The sequence below is a fragment of the Pseudomonas sp. AD21 genome (genome assembly GCF_002878485.1).
Lineage (GTDB): Bacteria > Pseudomonadota > Gammaproteobacteria > Pseudomonadales > Pseudomonadaceae > Aquipseudomonas.
Genome location: NZ_NQYG01000011.1, coordinates 34823 through 53500, shown reverse-complemented (window position 1 = coordinate 53500; position 18678 = coordinate 34823). Strand labels below are relative to the sequence as shown.

The 18678-nt window shown below is 61.3% G+C and carries 20 protein-coding genes; 9 read left to right on the top strand and 11 right to left on the bottom strand.

Features of this window, described 5'->3' with window-relative positions:
• Positions 1-25 precede the first annotated feature (25 nt).
• Positions 26-946: a zinc ABC transporter substrate-binding protein gene (locus PseAD21_RS09535; RefSeq protein WP_102355530.1), complete on the bottom strand. Its 921-nt coding sequence runs from the start codon at positions 944-946 to the stop codon at positions 26-28.
• A gap of 66 nt (positions 947-1012) precedes the next feature.
• Between PseAD21_RS09535 and PseAD21_RS09530 the strand changes: the two genes are divergently transcribed.
• From PseAD21_RS09530 to PseAD21_RS09515, 4 genes are read left to right on the top strand one after another with little or no spacing between them, the layout of a single operon-like run.
• Positions 1013-1495 carry a Fur family transcriptional regulator gene (locus PseAD21_RS09530; protein ID WP_025112308.1) on the top strand — a complete coding sequence of 161 codons (483 nt, stop codon included), beginning with the start codon at positions 1013-1015 and terminating at the stop codon, positions 1493-1495.
• Positions 1495-2280: a zinc ABC transporter ATP-binding protein ZnuC gene (znuC, locus tag PseAD21_RS09525; RefSeq protein ID WP_025112309.1), complete on the top strand. Its 786-nt coding sequence runs from the start codon at positions 1495-1497 to the stop codon at positions 2278-2280. Before PseAD21_RS09530 ends, znuC begins: the two co-directional genes overlap by 1 nt.
• Positions 2273-3061 (top strand): zinc ABC transporter permease subunit ZnuB, encoded by a 789-nt coding sequence (znuB, locus tag PseAD21_RS09520; RefSeq protein ID WP_025112310.1) that lies wholly within the window; start codon positions 2273-2275, stop codon positions 3059-3061. The genes znuC and znuB overlap by 8 nt, the downstream gene beginning before the upstream one ends.
• 37 nt (positions 3062-3098) lie before the next feature.
• Positions 3099-3812 carry a PA5502 family lipoprotein gene (locus PseAD21_RS09515; RefSeq protein ID WP_102355461.1) on the top strand — a complete coding sequence of 238 codons (714 nt, stop codon included), beginning with the start codon at positions 3099-3101 and terminating at the stop codon, positions 3810-3812.
• A 127-nt stretch (positions 3813-3939) separates the two neighbouring features.
• Here PseAD21_RS09515 and katE read toward each other — a convergent pair whose 3' ends face one another.
• Positions 3940-6081, bottom strand: coding sequence for a catalase HPII (katE, locus tag PseAD21_RS09510; RefSeq protein WP_102355529.1), 2142 nt, complete (start codon positions 6079-6081; stop codon positions 3940-3942).
• A 259-nt stretch (positions 6082-6340) separates the two neighbouring features.
• Here katE and PseAD21_RS09505 point away from each other — a divergent pair, with 259 nt between their 5' ends.
• The 3 genes from PseAD21_RS09505 (at position 6341) to PseAD21_RS09495 (ending at position 8871) form a co-directional block, all read left to right on the top strand.
• Positions 6341-7348 (top strand): methionine ABC transporter ATP-binding protein, encoded by a 1008-nt coding sequence (locus PseAD21_RS09505; protein ID WP_102355460.1) that lies wholly within the window; start codon positions 6341-6343, stop codon positions 7346-7348.
• Entirely contained in the window at positions 7348-8022 is a 675-nt protein-coding gene (locus PseAD21_RS09500) for a methionine ABC transporter permease (protein ID WP_102355459.1), read from the top strand. Before PseAD21_RS09505 ends, PseAD21_RS09500 begins: the two co-directional genes overlap by 1 nt.
• 78 nt (positions 8023-8100) lie before the next feature.
• Positions 8101-8871, top strand: a complete 771-nt coding sequence (locus PseAD21_RS09495) for a MetQ/NlpA family ABC transporter substrate-binding protein (protein ID WP_102355458.1) — start codon at positions 8101-8103, stop codon at positions 8869-8871.
• Positions 8872-9042: 171 nt separating this feature from the next.
• Here PseAD21_RS09495 and PseAD21_RS09490 read toward each other — a convergent pair whose 3' ends face one another.
• The 5 genes from PseAD21_RS09490 to PseAD21_RS09470 are packed head-to-tail and all read right to left on the bottom strand — an operon-like array spanning position 9043 to position 12951.
• Complete coding sequence (locus PseAD21_RS09490) at positions 9043-9678, bottom strand: SCO family protein (RefSeq protein WP_102355457.1); 636 nt, start codon at positions 9676-9678, stop codon at positions 9043-9045.
• Positions 9675-10574, bottom strand: coding sequence for a heme o synthase (gene cyoE, locus PseAD21_RS09485; RefSeq protein WP_102355456.1), 900 nt, complete (start codon positions 10572-10574; stop codon positions 9675-9677). The genes PseAD21_RS09490 and cyoE overlap by 4 nt, the downstream gene beginning before the upstream one ends.
• The gene (locus tag PseAD21_RS09480) at positions 10562-11641 is read right to left on the bottom strand and encodes a heme A synthase (RefSeq protein ID WP_102355455.1); all 1080 of its coding nucleotides are present in this window, start codon (positions 11639-11641) and stop codon (positions 10562-10564) included. Before PseAD21_RS09480 ends, cyoE begins: the two co-directional genes overlap by 13 nt.
• 10 nt (positions 11642-11651) lie before the next feature.
• Positions 11652-12245, bottom strand: a complete 594-nt coding sequence (locus PseAD21_RS09475) for a hypothetical protein (RefSeq protein ID WP_102355454.1) — start codon at positions 12243-12245, stop codon at positions 11652-11654.
• Entirely contained in the window at positions 12211-12951 is a 741-nt protein-coding gene (locus tag PseAD21_RS09470; RefSeq protein WP_102355528.1) for an SURF1 family protein, read from the bottom strand. The genes PseAD21_RS09475 and PseAD21_RS09470 overlap by 35 nt, the downstream gene beginning before the upstream one ends.
• Before the next feature lie 70 nt (positions 12952-13021).
• Here PseAD21_RS09470 and PseAD21_RS09465 point away from each other — a divergent pair, with 70 nt between their 5' ends.
• On the top strand, positions 13022-13225 hold the full coding sequence (locus PseAD21_RS09465) for a twin transmembrane helix small protein (RefSeq protein ID WP_041073718.1): 204 nt from the start codon (positions 13022-13024) through the stop codon (positions 13223-13225).
• Between the two features lie 7 nt (positions 13226-13232).
• Here the strand turns inward: PseAD21_RS09465 and PseAD21_RS09460 are convergent, their stop codons facing one another.
• The 4 genes from PseAD21_RS09460 to coxB all read right to left on the bottom strand — a co-directional run bounded on the left by PseAD21_RS09460 (position 13233) and on the right by coxB (position 17611).
• Positions 13233-14120, bottom strand: coding sequence for a cytochrome c oxidase subunit 3 (locus PseAD21_RS09460; protein ID WP_102355453.1), 888 nt, complete (start codon positions 14118-14120; stop codon positions 13233-13235).
• Positions 14121-14145: 25 nt separating this feature from the next.
• Positions 14146-14697: a cytochrome c oxidase assembly protein gene (locus PseAD21_RS09455; protein WP_102355452.1), complete on the bottom strand. Its 552-nt coding sequence runs from the start codon at positions 14695-14697 to the stop codon at positions 14146-14148.
• A gap of 117 nt (positions 14698-14814) precedes the next feature.
• Positions 14815-16401 carry a cytochrome c oxidase subunit I gene (gene ctaD, locus PseAD21_RS09450; protein WP_102355451.1) on the bottom strand — a complete coding sequence of 529 codons (1587 nt, stop codon included), beginning with the start codon at positions 16399-16401 and terminating at the stop codon, positions 14815-14817.
• An 82-nt stretch (positions 16402-16483) separates the two neighbouring features.
• Positions 16484-17611, bottom strand: coding sequence for a cytochrome c oxidase subunit II (gene coxB, locus PseAD21_RS09445; protein WP_102355450.1), 1128 nt, complete (start codon positions 17609-17611; stop codon positions 16484-16486).
• Between the two features lie 369 nt (positions 17612-17980).
• Between coxB and PseAD21_RS09440 the strand changes: the two genes are divergently transcribed.
• Positions 17981-18613, top strand: a complete 633-nt coding sequence (locus PseAD21_RS09440) for a hypothetical protein (RefSeq protein ID WP_007962790.1) — start codon at positions 17981-17983, stop codon at positions 18611-18613.
• The last annotated feature ends 65 nt before the right edge of the window (positions 18614-18678 follow it).

The window sequence follows — 18678 nt, the reverse complement described above, 5'->3', positions numbered from 1 at the left end:
GGCTTGCTCCCACAGGAGTTGGGGGTTACAGCGATTCCAGGCACCCGGCCAGATCATTGCCCAGCTTCTCCAGCACCTGCTCATAACCCTGAGCTGTCGCCGGCGTATACCCGCCCAACGCATCCAGCTCAGCCAGTTTCACCGGCAGTCCAGCTACCAGGGTCTCCGCCAGGCGCGGGCGCAACGGCGGCTCGCTGAACACACACGTCTTACCGACTTCCTGCAAGCGCTTGCGCATCGCCGCGACGTGCTGCGCACCCGGCTGCACTTCGGCAGCCACGCTGAATACGCCGGTGTGCTTCAGGCCGTAGGCTTCTTCGAAGTAATCAAACGCCTCGTGAAAGACGAAGTACGGTTTGCCATCAATGCCTGCCAGGCGCTTCTTCAGCCGCGCATCCAACACATCGAGGCGCTCATCGAAGGCCTTGGCGTTGCTCTGATAACGCTCGGCGTTGGCCGGATCGACAGCGCTCAGGTCGGCCGCCATTTTGTCGGCAATCACCCGTGCATTGACCGGTGATAGCCACAAATGCGCATCCAGCGTGCCCGGACGGTGATCGTGATCATGCTCGTCGGCGTCTTCAGCGTGGGAATGGCTGTCCTCGGCAAAACGGCGCAGCTTCATCCCCGGCAGATCCTGCACCGCGACGCTCGGCAGCGTACGACCGTTCAGCACCCGGGGCAGGAAGCCTTCCATGTCCGGACCGATCCAGTACAGCAGATCCACCGATTGCACCTTGCGCACATCCGATGGGCGCAGCGCGTAGTTGTGTGGCGAAGCGCCCGGCGGCAGCAGCACTTCGGGAATCGCCACGCCGTCCTGCACCGCCGCTGCAATCAACTGCAACGGTTTGATGCTGGTGAGGACCTTGACCTCGGCCTGGGCCGAACCGATCAGCAGAAAACTGGCGACAAAAGCCACAAAAACAGAAAAAAGTCGGGACACGATGACCACTCAAGGAGGCGAGAACGGGTAACATAATAACGTCTCTATCAAAACTCGTCGCCGCCCATGCCTATTACACCGATTGCCAGCCGTCCCCACGACCACTCTCATTGCGTGCACAGCGCACTGACCGAGGCCGATGCCTTGTGCGCCCAGAAAGGCCTGCGCCTGACTGCGTTGCGCCGGCGGGTGCTGGAATTGGTGTGGCAGAGCCACAAGCCGCTGGGCGCCTATGACATTCTCGCGGTGCTCAGCGAACAGGACGGCCGTCGCGCCGCGCCACCAACCGTGTACCGCGCGCTGGATTTCCTCCTCGAAAACGGCCTGGTGCACCGCATCTCGTCGCTCAACGCCTTCGTCGGTTGCGTGCACCCGGAACATGCGCATCAGGGCCAGTTCCTGATTTGCCGCGACTGCCACGCCGCCATTGAGTTGGAACAGAAAGCTATCAGCGACGCGATCATCAACAGCGCCAAAGACGTCGGTTTCATCGTCGAAGCGCAGACCGTCGAAGTGGTCGGCCTGTGCTCCGGTTGCCAGGGGGCTTGATGAGCAACCCGTTGATCCGTCTTCAGCACGTCGCCGTGACCTTTGCCGGGCAGACTGTGCTGGACAACATCGAGCTGAGCGTCGAGCCGGGGCAGATCGTCACGCTGATCGGCCCCAACGGCGCCGGCAAGACCACCCTGGTACGCGCCGTGCTCGGGCTGTTGAAGCCGGACAGCGGCAGCGTCTGGCGCAAGCCGAAACTGCGCGTCGGCTACATGCCGCAAAAACTGCACGTCGATCCGACCTTGCCGCTGTCGGTGCTGCGGTTCCTGCGGCTGGTACCGGGCGTTGATCGTCCCCGTGCGTTGGCGGCACTGAAAGAAGTCGGCGCCGAACACGTGATCGACAGTCCCGTGCAAAGCGTTTCCGGTGGTGAGATGCAGCGGGTGCTGCTGGCCCGGGCGCTGCTGCGCGAACCGGAGCTGCTGGTGCTGGATGAGCCGGTGCAAGGCGTCGATGTGGCCGGGCAAGCCGAGCTGTACAGCCTGATCACTCGCCTGCGCGACCGTCACGGCTGCGGTGTGTTGATGGTTTCCCACGATTTGCATCTGGTGATGAGCACCACCGATCAGGTGGTGTGCCTGAACCGTCACGTCTGCTGCTCCGGGCATCCCGAGCAGGTCAGCGGCGATCCGGCGTTCGTCGAGCTGTTCGGCAAGAATGCGCCGAGCCTGGCGATCTATCACCACCATCACGACCACGCCCATGACCTGCACGGTTCGGTGGTCAAGGCGCCCGGTGCGGGCCACACCCACGTTCACGGAGACAACTGCAAGCATGGCTGATTTTCTGTTGTATGCCCTGCTTGCAGGTCTGGCACTGGCGGTGGTCGCCGGGCCGTTGGGCTCGTTTGTGGTCTGGCGGCGCATGGCCTATTTCGGCGACACCCTGTCTCACGCCGCGCTGCTTGGCGTGGCGCTGGGCTTTTTGCTGGATGTGAGTCCGACCGTTGCGGTCACGGTCGGCTGCCTGCTGCTGGCGGTGCTGCTGGTGACCTTGCAACAGCGCCAGCCGCTGGCGTCCGACACGCTGTTGGGAATTCTCGCACCGAGCACGCTCTCTCTCGGCCTGGTGGTACTAAGCTTCATGCATGAAGTGCGGATCGACCTGATGGCCTATCTGTTCGGCGACCTGCTGGCGATCAGCCCGACCGACCTGATGTGGATCCTCGGCGGCAGCGCGGCGGTGCTGGTGTTGCTGGTGACATTGTGGCGGCCGCTGCTGGCGATCACCGTGCATGAGGAATTGGCCAAGGTCGAAGGCCTGCCGGTGGCGGGCCTGCGCATGGCGCTGATGCTGTTGATCGCGGTGGTGATCGCGGTGGCGATGAAAATCGTCGGAGTGTTGCTGATTACCTCGCTGTTGATCATCCCGGCGGCTGCGGCACAACGTCACGCCCGCTCGCCGGAGCAGATGGCCCTGGGCGCGAGCCTGCTGGGCATGCTCGCGGTGTGTGGCGGGCTGGCGCTGTCATGGTTCAAGGACACCCCGGCGGGGCCGTCAATCGTTGTGACGGCGGCCGCACTGTTTCTGCTGAGTTTTGTTCTGCCCCGTCGAGGGGTGTAGACTTGCTCGCTTTTTGCGCAATTAGAGAGTCGCAGGAATGAAGCCGTTCGCCTCCCGTTATCTGCTCCTTGTCGCATTTTCCGTGCTGCTGGGTGCCTGCCAAAGCACGCCGCCGGTGGCCGAAGCCCCCGACGCGCGGGCCACGGCCATCGCACAGCTGGAGCAAAGCCTGGCCAGCAGCGAACTGGCCACCGCCGAAGATCAGTTGGCGGCCTTGCAGACTGAAACCCCCAACGATCAGTCCCTTGAGCAATACCAGCGGCAGTTGGCCGAAGCCTACCTGCGTCGCAGCCAGATCGTGTTGCAGAAAGGTGATGTAAACGCCGCAGCCACCGCGCTGAGCCGTGCCCGCGCGCTGATGCCCAAAGCCCCGGCGCTGACCGGTGGCGTCAACGGCGCCATCACCGAAGCCCGTAAAGCCGAGCTGGAAAAAGCCGAAGCGGCGCTGCTGGCAGCTGAGGCCAAACCGAAAGCCAAGGTGATCGATCCGACCGCCGAGAGCACCACGGTGGCGCTGAACATCAACGATAGTCGCAAACTTCGTCGGCAACTGGATGCGATCGCCGCCGATGTGGTGAATTACGAGTGCACCGTGAGCATTCAGGCACCGCGCACCCAGGATTACCCTTGGCTGGCGACATTGCTGACCAAGCGCGTGAAGAAACTGAATCCGGATTTCGATCTGCAGATCGAGAAGCAAATCTTGCGCACAGTGCCGGCGCAGATGGTTCTGATCCCGCGTAAACCCTGAAAAGAGCATCGCAAGCAGGCTCACTCCTACATTTTGAGCTCGGTATGACACAAATTCTGTGTTCACCGAAGATCCCCTGTAGGAGTGAGCCTGCTCGCGATAGCGCCCTTTCAGCCATCGAAGATCCTTAGGCTGGAATGGCTTTCGCCTTAGGCTCTCGCGCCCAGACCCGATGCTGCCCGATCGCGGCAAAGAACGGCTTGGTCAACCCCGGCACATCCTTGCCCTGCAGTAACCCAGCATCCGCCTCCAGCTTCAGCAGATCCTGCAACTGCTTGGCCTCTGCGTGCAGCGCAATCGCCTTCAGATGCTTGTACGCCTCCAGCAGGTAATGCAACGCCACGCCATCGCCGCTCAATGCCTTGATCGACGCCGCACCACCCGGCACGAACACCGCGTCGAAGATCACCGAAGGCATGCCCTCCATGGAGGCATCCACCGCCAGGGTTTTGCCGTCGGCGGTCTTCACCGGCGCCGAAGTCGGGCCCAGCAATTTGGCATGCGCACCCTCAGCAGCCAAAGCTTTCTTCATCGCATCAATCGCCGCACTATCGACGCCGTTGGCGGCAAGAATTGCCACTTTCCGCGTCTTGATATTCTCTGGCAGCAAATTGGCCTGACTCAGCGCCGGCGAATGATCGAACGAGGTTCGACGCACCTCGACCGTGCCTTTGGCTGGCGCCGGCAACCCCAGATTGGCCGCGACACGTTTGGCCAGCTCCAGGTCGATGTTGGCCAGGATCTCATTCACCTCCCGCGCGCGGATGAACGCACGTTCCACCTTGCCCAGTTCGAAGCTGTAGGCGGCGATGATGTGCTCCTTCTCGTGCTCACTCATGCTGTGGAAGAACAGTCGTGCCTGGGAGAAGTGGTCGCTGAATGATTCGCTGCGCTGGCGGATCTTGTTCGCATCAATGCGCTCCGGGTAGCTCTCGAAGCCGCCGTCTTTAGCCGCCGGTGGGGTTTCCTTCGGCCAGCCACCATCGATCGAGTTCGGCTCGTAGGACGCGCGACCCTTGTCGATCACCGTACGGTGCTGCGCATCGCGCTGACCGTTGTGGAACGGCGCCACCGGGCGGTTGATTGGCAACTCATGAAAATTCGGCCCACCGAGTCGGCTGATTTGCGTATCGGTGTAGGAAAACAGCCGTCCTTGCAGCAACGGGTCATTCGAGAAGTCGATGCCCGGTACTATATGACCGGGGCAAAACGCGACCTGCTCGGTCTCGGCGAAGAAGTTATCCGGGTTACGGTTGAGGGTCATCTTGCCCAGCGGGGTGATCGGCACGATTTCTTCGGGGATCAGCTTGGTCGGGTCGAGGATGTCGAAATCGAAGTCGTGCTCGTTTTCCTCCTCGATGATTTGTACCCCCAGTTCCCATTCCGGGTAGTCACCCATCTCGATCGCTTCCCAGAGGTCGCGACGATGGTAGTCGGTGTCTTTACCGGCGAGCTTCTGCGCCTCGTCCCACACCAGCGAGCAGGTGCCAGCGGTAGGGCGCCAGTGGAATTTGACGAAACGCGATTTGCCCTCGGCGTTGACCAGGCGGAAGGTGTGCACGCCAAAGCCCTGCATGCTGCGCAGGCTTTTCGGGATCGCCCGGTCGGACATCGCCCAGATCACCATGTGCGCCGATTCCGGCACCAGCGAGACGAAATCCCAGAACGTATCGTGGGCCGAGCCGCCGGTGGGGATTTCGTTGTGCGGCTCGGGTTTCACCGCGTGGACGAAGTCGGGAAACTTGATCGCGTCCTGAATGAAGAACACCGGCATGTTGTTGCCGACCAGATCGAAGTTGCCTTCATCAGTGAAGAACTTCACCGCAAAACCGCGCACGTCACGCACGGTATCGCCGGAGCCGCGTGGCCCCTGCACCGTGGAAAAGCGCACGAACACCGGGGTCTTTTTCCCCGGATCCTGCAGGAAACCGGCCTTGGTCAGCGTCGAATGGTTCTCGTAGGCCTGGAAGAAACCATGGGCGCCAGTGCCGCGTGCGTGGACGATGCGCTCTGGAATGCGCTCATGGTCAAAGTGCGTGATTTTCTCACGCATGATGAAGTCTTCCAGCAACGACGGCCCGCGCGGGCCGGCCTTGAGGGTGTTCTGGTTATCGGCAATCTTCACCCCCTGGTTGGTGCGCAGGGCCTGGCCGGTAGCGTCGGAGCGAAATGTCTCCAGACTGTCGAGTTTGGCGTTGGTGTTGGCGCGGTCCTGGGTGTCGGTTCCGGCCATCTGGCTTTTATCGGTCGTAGGCTTCTTGCTCATCAGACGTAAACTCCTCGGTTGACCCCGATGCTTGCCGGGGACTCTTGAGTGGTTCCCGGGTACGGCACCCAGGGTTTTCAAGTCGCTTACTTAGTGACTGACGAGGGTTTTGGGCGTTCCTTTTTTATGACCTTTGATCTTGTTATTGCCAAATCGAAGGTTGATTGCGAAATAAATGCTAAGAACCTCTATACGGACAGGCTAAAATGCGCGCCCGGCTAACCGCTGATCCTTTTCTAACGCGCCCCACAAGGTTCGCTACGTGATCGAGTTTCAAAACGTCCACAAAACTTACCGCGTCGCCGGTAAGGACATTCCCGCCCTGCACCCGACCAGTCTTTCGATTGAAAACGGTCAGGTCTTCGGCCTGATCGGCCATTCCGGTGCGGGAAAAAGTACCCTGCTGCGTCTGATCAATCGCCTGGAAGAGTCCAGCGGCGGCAAGATCATCGTCGACGGCGAAGAAGTCACCGCACTGGACGCCAACGGCCTGCGCCGTTTCCGCCAGCAGGTCGGGATGATCTTCCAGCACTTCAACCTGCTTGCGTCCAAGACTGTCGCCGACAACGTCGCGCTGCCGCTGACCCTGGCCGGCGAACTGTCGACCAGCGAGATCAACCAGCGCGTCGCCGAGTTGCTGGCGCGGGTCGGTCTGTCCGACCACGCCAAGAAGTATCCGGCGCAATTGTCCGGCGGCCAGAAGCAGCGCGTCGGCATCGCCCGCGCCCTGGCGACCAAGCCGAAGATTCTGCTGTGCGACGAGGCCACCAGCGCCCTCGATCCGCAGACTACCGCGTCAGTCCTGCAACTGCTGGCCGAGATCAACCGTGAACTGAAACTGACCATCGTCCTGATCACCCACGAGATGGACGTGATCCGTCGCGTCTGCGATCAGGTGGCAGTGATGGACGCCGGGGTGATCGTCGAGCAAGGTTCGGTGGCCGATGTGTTCCTGCATCCGAAGCACCCGACCACCAAGCGTTTTGTGCAGGAAAGCGAGCAGATCGACGAAAGCGAACAGCGCGATGACTTCGCTCACGTGCCGGGTCGCATCGTGCGTCTGACCTTCCAGGGCGAAGCGACCTACGCGCCGTTGCTCGGTACTGTCGCCCGGGAAACCGGCGTCGACTACAGCATCCTCGCCGGTCGCATCGACCGCATCAAAGACATTCCTTACGGGCAATTGACCCTCGCCGTCACCGGTGGCGACATGGAAGCGGCCTTCGCCCGCTTCACCGCCGCTGACGTTCACATGGAGGTGCTGCGTTAATGGAAGCCCTGATGAGTTTCTTCACCAATATCGACTGGTACGAAATCTGGCTGGCGACCGGCGACACCATGCTGATGCTCGGCGGTTCGCTGCTGTTTACCGTGCTGCTCGGCCTGCCGCTGGGTGTGTTGCTGTTTCTCTGCAGCCCGCGTCAGCTCCTGGAAAACCGTGGCCTCTACGCCTTCATGTCGCTGGCGGTGAACATCCTGCGTTCGCTGCCGTTCATTATTCTGTTGATCGTGATGATCCCGTTCACCGTGCTGATCACCGGCACCTCGCTGGGCGTGGCCGGTGCGATTCCGCCGTTGGTGGTGGGGGCGACCCCGTTCTTCGCGCGTCTGGTGGAAACCGCGCTGCGTGAAGTCGATCGCGGCATCATCGAAGCGACCCAGTCGATGGGCGCGACCACCCGGCAGATCATCATGAACGCCTTGCTGCCGGAAGCCCGTCCGGGCATCTTCGCAGCGATTACGGTGACGGCGATTACACTGGTGTCCTACACGGCGATGGCCGGTGTGGTCGGTGCCGGTGGTCTGGGTGACCTGGCGATCCGTTTCGGCTACCAGCGTTTCCAGACTGACGTGATGATCGTCACCGTGGTGTTGCTGCTGATTCTGGTACAAGTGCTGCAAATGGTAGGTGATCGACTGGTCGTGCATTTCTCGCGCAAATAACCGGTTTTTGTAATCAAGAAATGAGCCGGCCATTCGCTGGCAGGCGCCATACGGGCGCTTTGAAAAGGAGTTAGCTGAATGAAAAAACTGATCGCTGCTTTCGCTGCCGTAGCCGCTTTTTCGGCCCACGCTGAAACCCTGACCGTTGCCGCCACTCCGGTGCCGCACGCGGAAATCCTCGAATTCGTGAAGCCGGCTCTGGCCAAAGAAGGCGTGGATCTGAAGGTCAAGGTGTTCACCGACTACATTCAGCCGAACGTACAGGTCGCTGAAAAGCGTCTGGATGCCAACTTCTTCCAGCACCAGCCGTACCTTGATGAGTTCAACAAGGCCAAGGGCACCCATCTGGTCGCGGTGACTGGCGTGCATCTGGAGCCACTGGGCGCGTACTCGAACAAGATCAAGGATCTGAAGGACCTGCCAAGCGGCGCCAACGTGGTGATCCCGAACGACGCCACCAACGGCGGCCGTGCGCTGTTGCTGCTGGCCAAGGCGGGCGTGATCACGCTGAAGGATCCGAAAAACATCCTGTCGACTGTCAAAGACATCGCGACAAACCCGAAAGACCTGAAAATCCGTGAACTGGAAGCCGCGACCATCCCGCGCGTGCTGACCCAGGTCGATCTGGCGCTGATCAACACCAACTACGCGCTGGAAGCCAAGCTCGATCCCTCCAAGGATGCGCTGGTGATCGAAGGTAACGACTCGCCGTACGTGAACATCCTGGTGTCCCGCGAGGACAACAAGGACAGCGCCGCGATGCAGAAACTGGCTGCTGCGCTGCACAGCCCGGAAGTGAAGAAGTTCATCACCGAGAAGTACAAAGGCGCGGTGTTGCCGGCGTTCTGATTTGGTTGGTTGTGTACAAAACGGGAGCCCAAGTGGCTCCCTTTTTTTGCCTGACACAAATCCCCTGTGGGAGCGGGCTTGCTCGCGAATGCGGTGTGTCAGTCGCCATATCTTTATCTGTCCCACCGCATTCGCGAGCAAGCCCGCTCCCACATTGGAACAGTGGTGACCTTATTTGCGGTTAAGCATTACCGGGAGTTGTGCGACCAGTTTGGCGTTGTTCAACGGCGCACGAATAAACCCACGCTGCGTCCCGTCCGGCCCGATCACCGCCAGGTTGCCGCTGTGATCCACGGTGTAGTTCGGCTTGCTGGTATCGGCCGGAATGAACGGAATGCTCACTGCGTTCGCCACCTTCTGCAGCTCTTCGATCGACTTCGGCGTCAGGCCGATGAACTGCGGGTCGAAGTAGCCCAGGTACTGCTTCAACTGCTGCGGGTTATCGCGGTTCGGGTCAACGCTGACCAGCACGATCTGCAACTTATCCACAGCGTCCTTGGGCAACTCGCTCTTGATCTGGCGCAGTTGCGCGAGGGTGGTCGGGCAGATGTCCGGGCAGAAGGTGTAGCCGAAGAACAGCAGGCTCCACTTGCCTTTCAACTCGTCGATGGCGACCGGTTGGCCATCCTGATTAGTCATCGTCACGCCTGGCAGGGTGCGGCTTTGCGGCAGCAGGATGATGCCGGCGTCGATCAGCGCGGTGGGGTCGCCCTGGCCTTTGCCACTCAGCACTTTGTTGACGGTAAGTCCCAGGATCAGCGCGATCACGGCGACGAGGATGAAGACGGTTTTCTGGGTTCGAGTCATAGGTTCAACAGTAAGTAGTGGTCTACGAGCAGGGCGATGAACAACAGGAACAAGTAATAAATAGAGTACTTGAAGGTGTTGATCGCCGCGTGCGGCCGAGTGCCACGGTACAGCACCACGGCCCATTGCAGAAACCTTGCGCCCAGCGCGAGGGCGCAGAGCAGGTAGAGCACGCCGCTCATGTGAATCACGTACGGCAGCAGACTGACCGCCAGCAGCGCAAAGGTGTACAGCAGAATATGCACCTTGGTGTAGTGCTCACCGTGGGTCACCGGCAGCATCGGGATGTCGGCCTTGGCGTATTCCTCTTTGCGATGAATCGCCAGCGCCCAGAAGTGCGGCGGGGTCCAGGCGAAGATAATCAGCACCAGCAGCAACGGTTCGGCGCTGACATGGCCAGTGGCGGCGGTCCAGCCGAGCAGCGGTGGGGCCGCGCCGGCGAGGCCGCCAATGACGATGTTCTGCGGTGTCGCGCGTTTGAGGAAACCGGTGTAGATCACCGCGTAACCGAGCAGCGAGGCTAGCGTCAGCCACGCCGTCAGCGGATTGGTAAAGGTCAGCAACATGGCCTGACCGAGCAGCGCCAGCACCAGTGCAAAGGTCAGCGCCGCCGCTGGCGAAACCCGACCTTCCGCCAATGGCCGTTTATGCGTGCGCGCCATCACCGCATCGATGCGCCGGTCGACCACATGGTTGCCCGCCGCTGCCCCGCCGGCACACAGCGCAATTCCCAGATTACCGAACACCAGCACCGTCCACGGCACCCCGGCGCGGGTCGCGAGGAACATGCCGACCAGCGAGGTGATGAGCATCAGCACCACCACTTTCGGCTTGGTCAGCTCCAGATAGTCACGCCACAGCGCTTGCGCGGGACGTTCGCCGATCAGAAGCGCCATGGCGTTTCTCCTTTTATCGTTATAGGCGCGGCCACGTGCTTGCGCGGGCTGAGGCGCCAGCGCGCCAGTACCGGCTGTTTGACCCGGACCAGACTGGTCCGCGCGTGGTAATTGACCAGCACCATGGTCAACAGCAGCGCTGCGCCGCCGGCGTTGTGCGCCACCGCCACCGGCAGCGGCAGATGGAACAGCACGTTGCTGATGCCAAGGGTGATTTGTGCGCCGAGGGCGACCAGCACCAGCCCGGCGAGCCGCGTCATGCCGACGGCCCTGAGTTGCCAGGCCAGACCGAGCAGCACCAGCGTGACCAGCAAGGCGCCGATGCGGTGGGTCAGGTGAATCGCCGTGCGCGCATCGCTGTCGAGCTGGCCGCCGAGGTAATTCGGGCCGATGTGCTGGGTCAGGTGAAAGCCGTTGGCAAAGTCGGCTGGCGGCAGCCATTGGCCGTGACAGGTCGGAAAGTCGATGCAGGCCACCGCCGCGTAGTTGGAGCTGACCCAGCCACCGAGGGCGATCTGGCCGATCACCAGCAACAGCCCGGCGGTCGCCCAGTACTGCAAGCGCTTGGGCACGGTCAGCGCCGGCAGCACGCCGGACAACCTCAAGGTCAGCAGGAACAGCAGGCTCAATGTCGCAAAGCCGCCGAGCAGATGCCCGGTAACCACTTGCGGCCAGAGCTTGAGCGTCACCGTCCACATGCCGAATGCCGCTTGGGCGAACACCACCGCCAGCAGGAACAGCGGCAGCTTCAGCGGCTGGCCGGGATGCCGGCGATTGACCCAGGCGCGCCCGGCCAGGATCGAAATCAGCAGGCCGAGGGTGCCGGCGAAGTAGCGGTGGATCATCTCGTTCCAGCCCTTGTGCGCCACCACCGGCGAGTCGGGGTAATGCAGCTCGGCATGGGCCAGTTGGACCTCGCTTTTCGGCACGCTGATAAAGCCGTAGCAGCCCGGCCAGTCCGGACATCCAAGGCCGGCGTGGGTCAGGCGGGTGTAGGCGCCGAGCAGCACGACGATCAGTGCCAGCAGGGTGGCAAACAGCGCGAGGCGAAATCCAGGTTTGGCCATGACGATGCCCTTATCCGATGTTCGACAGTTTCAGCAGGTGGCGCAGGTCGTTGAGCAGATCCTTACCCTTCACGTTCGGGTCGTAGCGCAGCACGAGGTTGCCGTGCGGGTCGATGATCCACAGCTGCGGCGTGGCCTTGTCGCCGGTGGTCTTGCTGAAGGTGGCGGCGTCCAGCGGGTAGCGTTGCAACTGCGGGTATTCGCGGGTGAGCTTGGCTTCGTAATCGGCGTTCAGCGGTTGCGCGGCGGCGAGGGCGTGGCTGGCGCGCCCGGCATCGCGGCCGAGGCCGATCTGGATCTGCCGGGCGAGGTACACCAGTTGCTGGCAATCGACCGCGCAGTCCTTGGGTGCGGTGACCAGCATCTGCCAGCGCTGTTCGTCGGCCTGCACGCCGAGGTCGGCACGGGACTGGCCGTTGCCGATCAGTTCGCCGTGATAGCTGCGACCGTCCGGCACCCAGAACTGCAGTTTGTACATGCCGGTGGCGAGGATCATCGGGCCGACCACGCCAAGCAGGATCAGCAGCAGCTGGATCCGGCCACGACGACGGGTGGCGGCAGGTTTCGCCTCAGACATGCTGGGTGGATTCATGGCCGTTCCCATGGTTTTTCTCCTTTGCGTTGTGCAATCCAAGGTAGAGGTAGAGACCGAACAGGGCGGTGGCCATGGCGAACCACTGCACGGCGTAACCGAAGTGTTTTTCCGGGCCCATGGCGACCACCGGCCAATCAGCCTCGTAGCTGGCCGGGCCGGGTTCGGTGCGCAGTTCGTAGGCGAAACCGTCGCGCTCGAGGGTTTTCCACAGCTTGGCCGGCTCGACGGCGGTGATGGTTTGCGGCCAGGTGCTGCTGGCCGGATCGGCGTGCAACTGGAAGGTCGCGCCGGGAGCGACGTAGACCCAGGCGTCGAGACTCAACACGTCAGTCGGAGTGGTGAATTGCGGGGTTATGCGGCGGTCCGGCCACGGCAGCCAGCCACGATTGACCAGCAGCCAGAGACCGCTGGCCCGGTCCTGAAACGGTTGCAGCAGTTCGATGCCGACCTTGCCGTTGCGCTGGCGGTTATCGAGCAACAGGCTGTGGGCGCCATCGAACTGACCGTAAAGATGTACCCGGCGATAAGCCGGGTCGGTGCTGTGCAGCAATTCGTTGCTGGCCATCGGCGCGGCGGCGCGGCGTTCGGCGTAACTGGCGAGCAGGGCGGTTTTCTCCGCGCCGCGGCCCAGTTGCCAGAAGCCCAGCGACACCAGCAGCGGCAGCAACAGGGCCACCACCACGGTCGGTATCACGCCTGGGCGAAAGCGCTTCATGGCCGGGCCACAAAGTCAGTCGTCGCGATCGCTATACTCAACTGCATCGCCTGTCCCCCGGAGTCTTCCCATGCTCAAAGCAGCCATTGTCGTGCTGCTGATTGCCACGGTGATCAGCCTGTTCAGCGGCCTGTTTTTCCTGGTCAAGGACGACAGCAGCTCCAATCGCCTGGTCATCGCCTTGAGTGTTCGGGTGGCACTGGCCGCTGCCACCGTCGGCTTGATCGCCTGGGGCTTTTACAGCGGCCAACTGGTGTCGCACGCGCCTTGGTGATCAGCCCTCAGAGCACGTAAACGAAGATGAACAAGCCGATCCACACCACATCGACGAAGTGCCAGTACCAGCTTGCTGCCTCGAACCCGAACTGATGCTCGGCATCGAAGTGGCCCTTCATGATGCGCATCAGCATCACGAACAGAATGATCGTGCCGATGGTCACGTGGGCGCCGTGGAACCCCGTGAGCATGAAGAACGTCGCGCCGTAGATGCCTGAACCCAGGGTCAGGCCCAGTTCGTGGTAGGCGTGCATGTATTCCTCGGCCTGCAAGGCGAGGAAGCCGCAGCCCAGCAGCACGGTGATCGCCAGCCAGATTTTCAGCGCGCCGCGATGGCCCTTCTTCAAGGCGTGGTGGGCGATGGTGATGGTCACGCTGGAACTGACCAGCAGGATCGTGTTGATCAGCGGCAGGCCCCACGGGCTGATGACTTCCTTGGGCGGCGGGAACAGTTTCGGGTCAGGCGTGTGCAGCAGCGGCCAGGTGAACTGGAAGTTCGGCCAGAGCATGTGCGCAATGCCTTTCGGGCCTTCGCCACCCAGCGCCGGGCCGGAGATGTGCCGCACGTAGAACAGCGCACCGAAGAAGGCGATGAAGAACATTACCTCGGAGAAGATGAACCAACTCATGCCCCAGCGGAACGAGCGATCGAGCTGCGGGCTGTACAGCCCGGCGCGGCTTTCCTTGATCACCGCGCCGAACCAGCCGAACAGCATGTACGCCAGCAACAACCCACCGACGAAAAAGATGTACGGGCCGTGGGATTCCGGACGCGCCGCCTTCAGATCGTTGAACCAGGTCGCCAGGCCGTACACGGTGATGACCATGCCGAACGTGGCGATGATCGGCCATTTGCTCTGGGCCGGGACGTAATAGTGCTCATGACTTGCCATTTATTGTTCTCCTTATCGGGCACGCTTAACCGCCAGTGTTTGCAGCCACCGGAGGATGTCGGGCGGTGATATCGAACAGCGTGTAGGACAGCGTCAGGTGCTTCACGTCCTTGGGCATGTCGCGGTCAACGATGAAACGCACCGGCATTTCGATCTGCTGACCCGGCTGTAGCACCTGCTGGGTAAAGCAAAAGCATTCGGTCTTGTGGAAATACGCCGCCGCTTCGCTGGGCGCGATACTCGGCACGGCCTGGGCGCTCATCGGTTTGTCGGTGGGATTACGCGCGACGAAAATCATCTCGTTGACTGCGCCCGGGTTGGCGGTCAGCTCATCGTGCTTGGGGTAGAACTCCCACGGCATGTCGATGTTGTTGGTCGACAGAAACTGCACGCGCACCTGCCGCGACTTATCCACAACCTGCTCGCCCTCGTACTGCCCGGCGGTCTTGCCGTTGATGCCGAAGGCCTTGCACATCACGTCGTAGATCGGCACCAGGGCAAAGCCGAAGACAAACATCGCCACGACGACCCCCAGCAGGCGGGTGACGAGTTTTTTCAGCGAGATCGAGTCAGCCATGATTCCAACCCTCTACACCACCCCCTGTAGGAGTGAGCCTGCTCGCGATGGCGGTGTGCCTGACACACCGCGTCCAGCTCATCGCGAGCAGGCTCACTCCTACAAAGGCCAGGTGTTTCATTTCACTTCCGGCGGCGTAGTAAAGGTGTGATACGGCGCCGGTGACGGCACGCTCCACTCCAGGCCTTCGGCGCCATCCCACGGTTTGGCCGGGGCTGGCGCGCCACCACGGATGGTCTTGATCACGATGAACAGGAAGAAGATCTGCGTGGCGCCGAACATGAACGCGCCGATCGACGAAACCATGTTGAAGTCGGCGAACTGCAGGTTGTAGTCCGGGATCCGCCGGGGCATTCCCGCCAGGCCCACGAAGTGCATCGGGAAGAAGGTCATGTTCATGCCGACGAACGACAGCCAGAAGTGCAGCTTGCCGAGGGTTTCGTCGTACATGTGCCCGGTCCACTTCGGCAGCCAGTAATAGGCCGAGGCGAAGATCCCGAAGATCGCCCCCGGCACCAGCACGTAGTGGAAGTGCGCGACCACGAAGTAGGTGTCCTGGTATTGGAAATCCGCCGGGGCGATGGCGAGCATCAGCCCGGAGAAACCGCCGATCGAGAACAGGATCACGAACGCCACGGCAAACAGCATCGGCGTCTCGAAGGTCAGCGAGCCTTGCCACATGGTGCTCGCCCAGTTGAACACCTTCACCCCGGTCGGCACGGCGATGAGCATGGTCGCGTACATGAAGAACAGCTCGCCCACCAGCGGGATGCCGACCACGAACATGTGGTGCGCCCAGACGATGAACGACAGGAACGCGATGCTCGCCGTGGCGTAGACCATCGAGGTGTAGCCGAACAGCGGCTTACGCGAGAAGGTCGGGATGATCTGGCTGACGGCGCCGAAGGCCGGCAGGATCATGATGTACACCTCGGGGTGGCCGAAGAACCAGAACACATGCTGGAACAGCACCGGGTCACCGCCACCGGCTGCGCTGAAGAAACTGGTGCCGAAGTGGATGTCCATCAGCATCATCGTCACGCACCCGGCCAGTACCGGCATCACCGCGATCAGCAGGAACGCGGTGATCAGCCAGGTCCAGACGAACAGCGGCATTTTCATCAACGTCATGCCGGGGGCGCGCAGGTTGAGGATGGTGGCGATCACGTTGATCGCGCCCATGATCGAACTGATCCCCATCAAATGGATGGCAAAGATGAAGTAGGTGACGCTTTCCGGCGCATAGGTGGTGGACAGCGGGGCGTAGAACGTCCAGCCGAAGTTCGGTCCGCCGCCGGCGGTGAACAGGGTCGAAACCAGCAGCAGGAACGCCGCCGGCAGCAGCCAGAAGCTGAAATTGTTCATTCGCGGCAGGGCCATGTCCGGCGCGCCGATCATCAACGGGATCATCCAGTTGGCGAGGCCGACGAACGCCGGCATCACCGCACCGAAGACCATCACCAGGCCGTGCATGGTGGTCATCTGGTTGAAGAACGCCGGCTCGACGATCTGCAGGCCGGGCTGGAACAGCTCGGCGCGGATCACCATGGCGAACGAGCCGCCGAGCAGGAACATGCAGAACGCAAACCACAGGTACAGCGTGCCGATGTCCTTGTGGTTGGTGGTCAGCACCCAGCGCATCAGGCCTTTGGCGGGGCCGTGGGCGTGGTCGGCATGACCGTGGTCATCGATTACAGCGCTCATGGCCGGTCTCCTTTACGTGAGTGGGCTGGGCTGGCCGGGGCGCGCTGCCCCGGCCGGTTCACGAAGTACGCGATGGACCGGCTCATTTGCTTTCCGCCTGTTTGAGCTCCAGCACTTCTTTTGGCGTGACCATGTCGCCCTTGTTGTTGCCCCAGGCGTTACGTTCGTAGGTCACGACCGCTGCGATATCGACTTCCGACAACTGCTTGCCGAACGCCGCCATCGCGGTGCCGGGCTTGCCGAAGTACACGCGGTGCAGGTGGTCGGCTTTTGGCCCGGTGGCAATCGGCGAGCCTTTGAGCGCCGGGAACATCGGCGGCAGGCCCTGGCCTTCGGCCTGGTGACAGGCCACGCAGGTGGTGTGATAGATCTTGTCGCCGCGCTCTTTAAGCTCGTCCAGCGTCCATTCCTTGCTGGTCAGCTCCTTGAGCTGCGTCGCTTCAGCCTTGCGGTCGGCCAGCCATTTTTCGTAGTCGGGCTTCTCTTTGACGTCGACCACGATCGGCATGAAGCCGTGATCCTTGCCGCACAACTCGGCGCATTGGCCACGGTAGATGCCGGGCTTGTCGATCCGCGTCCAGGCTTCGTTGACGAACCCCGGGATCGCATCGCGCTTGACCGCGAACGCCGGCACCCACCACGAGTGAATGACGTCGGCAGAGGTCACGAGGAAGCGCACCTTGGCGCCGACCGGCAGCACCAGGGGCTTGTCGACTTCGAGCAGGTAGTGCTCGCCCTTGGCTTCCTTGTTATGGATCTGTTCGGCGGGGGTGGCCAGGTTGCTGAAGAACTCGACGTCCTGGCCCAGGTATTTGTAGTGCCACTTCCATTGATAACCGGTGATCTGGATATCGATATCCGGCTCACTGGTGTCGTACATGCGGATCAGGGTGGCGGTCGCCGGAACGGCCATCGCCACCAGAATCAGCAGCGGCACGACGGTCCAGAGAATTTCGACGGTGGTGCTTTCGTGGAACTTTGCGGCGACCTGCCCGGTCGAGCGGCGATGCACGATCATCGACCAGAACATGGCGCCGAAGACGATGATCCCGATCACCACACAGATCCAGAAAATGGTCATGTGCAGGTCGAATACTGCGTGACTGATTTCAGTCGCTCCAGGCGCCATATTCACAGTCCAGGCAGCATGTGCCGGGCTGAAAATCGACCACAACAGGAGGCCCATCCAGACGTGTGGATGTCGCATCATTGCGGGTTCCCCTTATCGTTCTTGTTATCCCGCCGGCTTTCGCCTGCGGCAAGGGAGCGGCTGCATCAGACTACGAACTTGAATCGCCGGGCCTTGCTGCGGGTGCAGTCGGGCGTCATCAGCTAACTCCATTCACTGGCGAGTATAGACAGCGACGGGAAATTGCAATGTGCACACGTAAATGACCTGAAACAGCTGGCACTTGCGTTCAAGGGCACGAATGGAGAAGGATGCAGACGAGTGGTGGCAAATCGATATAACGCAGGTGCATCAAGGATGAAATAATTATGACAAATGCGTCTTAGCATTTTTCGTAAGGCAGCTAAGTTATGTCTTCCCTATTTCATTGCCTTGTACCCTGGAGTTTTCATGAACACCGCCGCATTGCGCGAGCAGATCCAAAAAGCCCGACAAACCGAAAATGAAACCGGACGGCTCAAGCGTCAGCTGGAAGCCAAGTTGCCTCATCTGCATTCGGCCATCCAGTTGCCGGACGCTAACCGCGAAGAAGCGTTGACGAGCTTCGTCACTGCTTATATCGACGAAGTACCAGACATGCTGGATGCAGCCAATGAAGTCGCCAGGGAAGCGGGAATCGAGTCGCAGATCAAACCGGTGCTGAAAATCGCCGAGCAGTACTTCCTCCAGCCGCCGGTCGGCCTGGACAGTCTGCTGGACGAAGCCTATCTGGCGCACCGCTTTGTCGAAGAGGTCAACGACCTGTACATCAAGCATCTCGGCCAGCCACTGATCCCCTTGGACATGACGGTCGCCAATTTGATTGCTCACCAATTGCTCGGTGAGGAATTTGCCAATCAACTGGACGAAGTCGTGCATCACACTATCGACGAGATGCTCGACGACGAGAGTTTTGCGCTGGAGTCGGTAGAAGCCTACCGCGACAAACTCAGCAGCCCGGACACCGGCGCCGCGTGGAAACGCTGGCCGTGCATGGGCCGCCGACTGGGTGTGGGCCTCGAGCTCGACCAGCCTGCTGCCTGAGTTACACACAATCGAATGTAGGAGTGAGCCTGCTCGCGATGGCGATAGATCAATCAACATCTTTG

Bases quoted from the DNA above. Each gene is read 5' to 3' on its own strand.
- PseAD21_RS09530 (WP_025112308.1), top strand. From the start codon at position 1,013: ATGCCTATTACACCGATTGCCAGCCGTCCCCACGACCACTCTCATTGC.
- znuC (WP_025112309.1), top strand. From the start codon at position 1,495: ATGAGCAACCCGTTGATCCGTCTTCAGCACGTCGCCGTGACCTTTGCC.
- znuB (WP_025112310.1), top strand. From the start codon at position 2,273: ATGGCTGATTTTCTGTTGTATGCCCTGCTTGCAGGTCTGGCACTGGCG.
- PseAD21_RS09515 (WP_102355461.1), top strand. From the start codon at position 3,099: ATGAAGCCGTTCGCCTCCCGTTATCTGCTCCTTGTCGCATTTTCCGTG.
- PseAD21_RS09500 (WP_102355459.1), top strand. From the start codon at position 7,348: ATGGAAGCCCTGATGAGTTTCTTCACCAATATCGACTGGTACGAAATC.
- PseAD21_RS09495 (WP_102355458.1), top strand. From the start codon at position 8,101: ATGAAAAAACTGATCGCTGCTTTCGCTGCCGTAGCCGCTTTTTCGGCC.
- PseAD21_RS09490 (WP_102355457.1), bottom strand. From the start codon at position 9,678: ATGACTCGAACCCAGAAAACCGTCTTCATCCTCGTCGCCGTGATCGCG.
- cyoE (WP_102355456.1), bottom strand. From the start codon at position 10,574: ATGGCGCTTCTGATCGGCGAACGTCCCGCGCAAGCGCTGTGGCGTGAC.
- PseAD21_RS09480 (WP_102355455.1), bottom strand. From the start codon at position 11,641: ATGGCCAAACCTGGATTTCGCCTCGCGCTGTTTGCCACCCTGCTGGCA.
- PseAD21_RS09475 (WP_102355454.1), bottom strand. From the start codon at position 12,245: ATGGGAACGGCCATGAATCCACCCAGCATGTCTGAGGCGAAACCTGCC.
- PseAD21_RS09470 (WP_102355528.1), bottom strand. From the start codon at position 12,951: ATGAAGCGCTTTCGCCCAGGCGTGATACCGACCGTGGTGGTGGCCCTG.
- PseAD21_RS09465 (WP_041073718.1), top strand. From the start codon at position 13,022: ATGCTCAAAGCAGCCATTGTCGTGCTGCTGATTGCCACGGTGATCAGC.
- PseAD21_RS09460 (WP_102355453.1), bottom strand. From the start codon at position 14,120: ATGGCAAGTCATGAGCACTATTACGTCCCGGCCCAGAGCAAATGGCCG.
- PseAD21_RS09455 (WP_102355452.1), bottom strand. From the start codon at position 14,697: ATGGCTGACTCGATCTCGCTGAAAAAACTCGTCACCCGCCTGCTGGGG.
- ctaD (WP_102355451.1), bottom strand. From the start codon at position 16,401: ATGAGCGCTGTAATCGATGACCACGGTCATGCCGACCACGCCCACGGC.
- coxB (WP_102355450.1), bottom strand. From the start codon at position 17,611: ATGATGCGACATCCACACGTCTGGATGGGCCTCCTGTTGTGGTCGATT.
- PseAD21_RS09440 (WP_007962790.1), top strand. From the start codon at position 17,981: ATGAACACCGCCGCATTGCGCGAGCAGATCCAAAAAGCCCGACAAACC.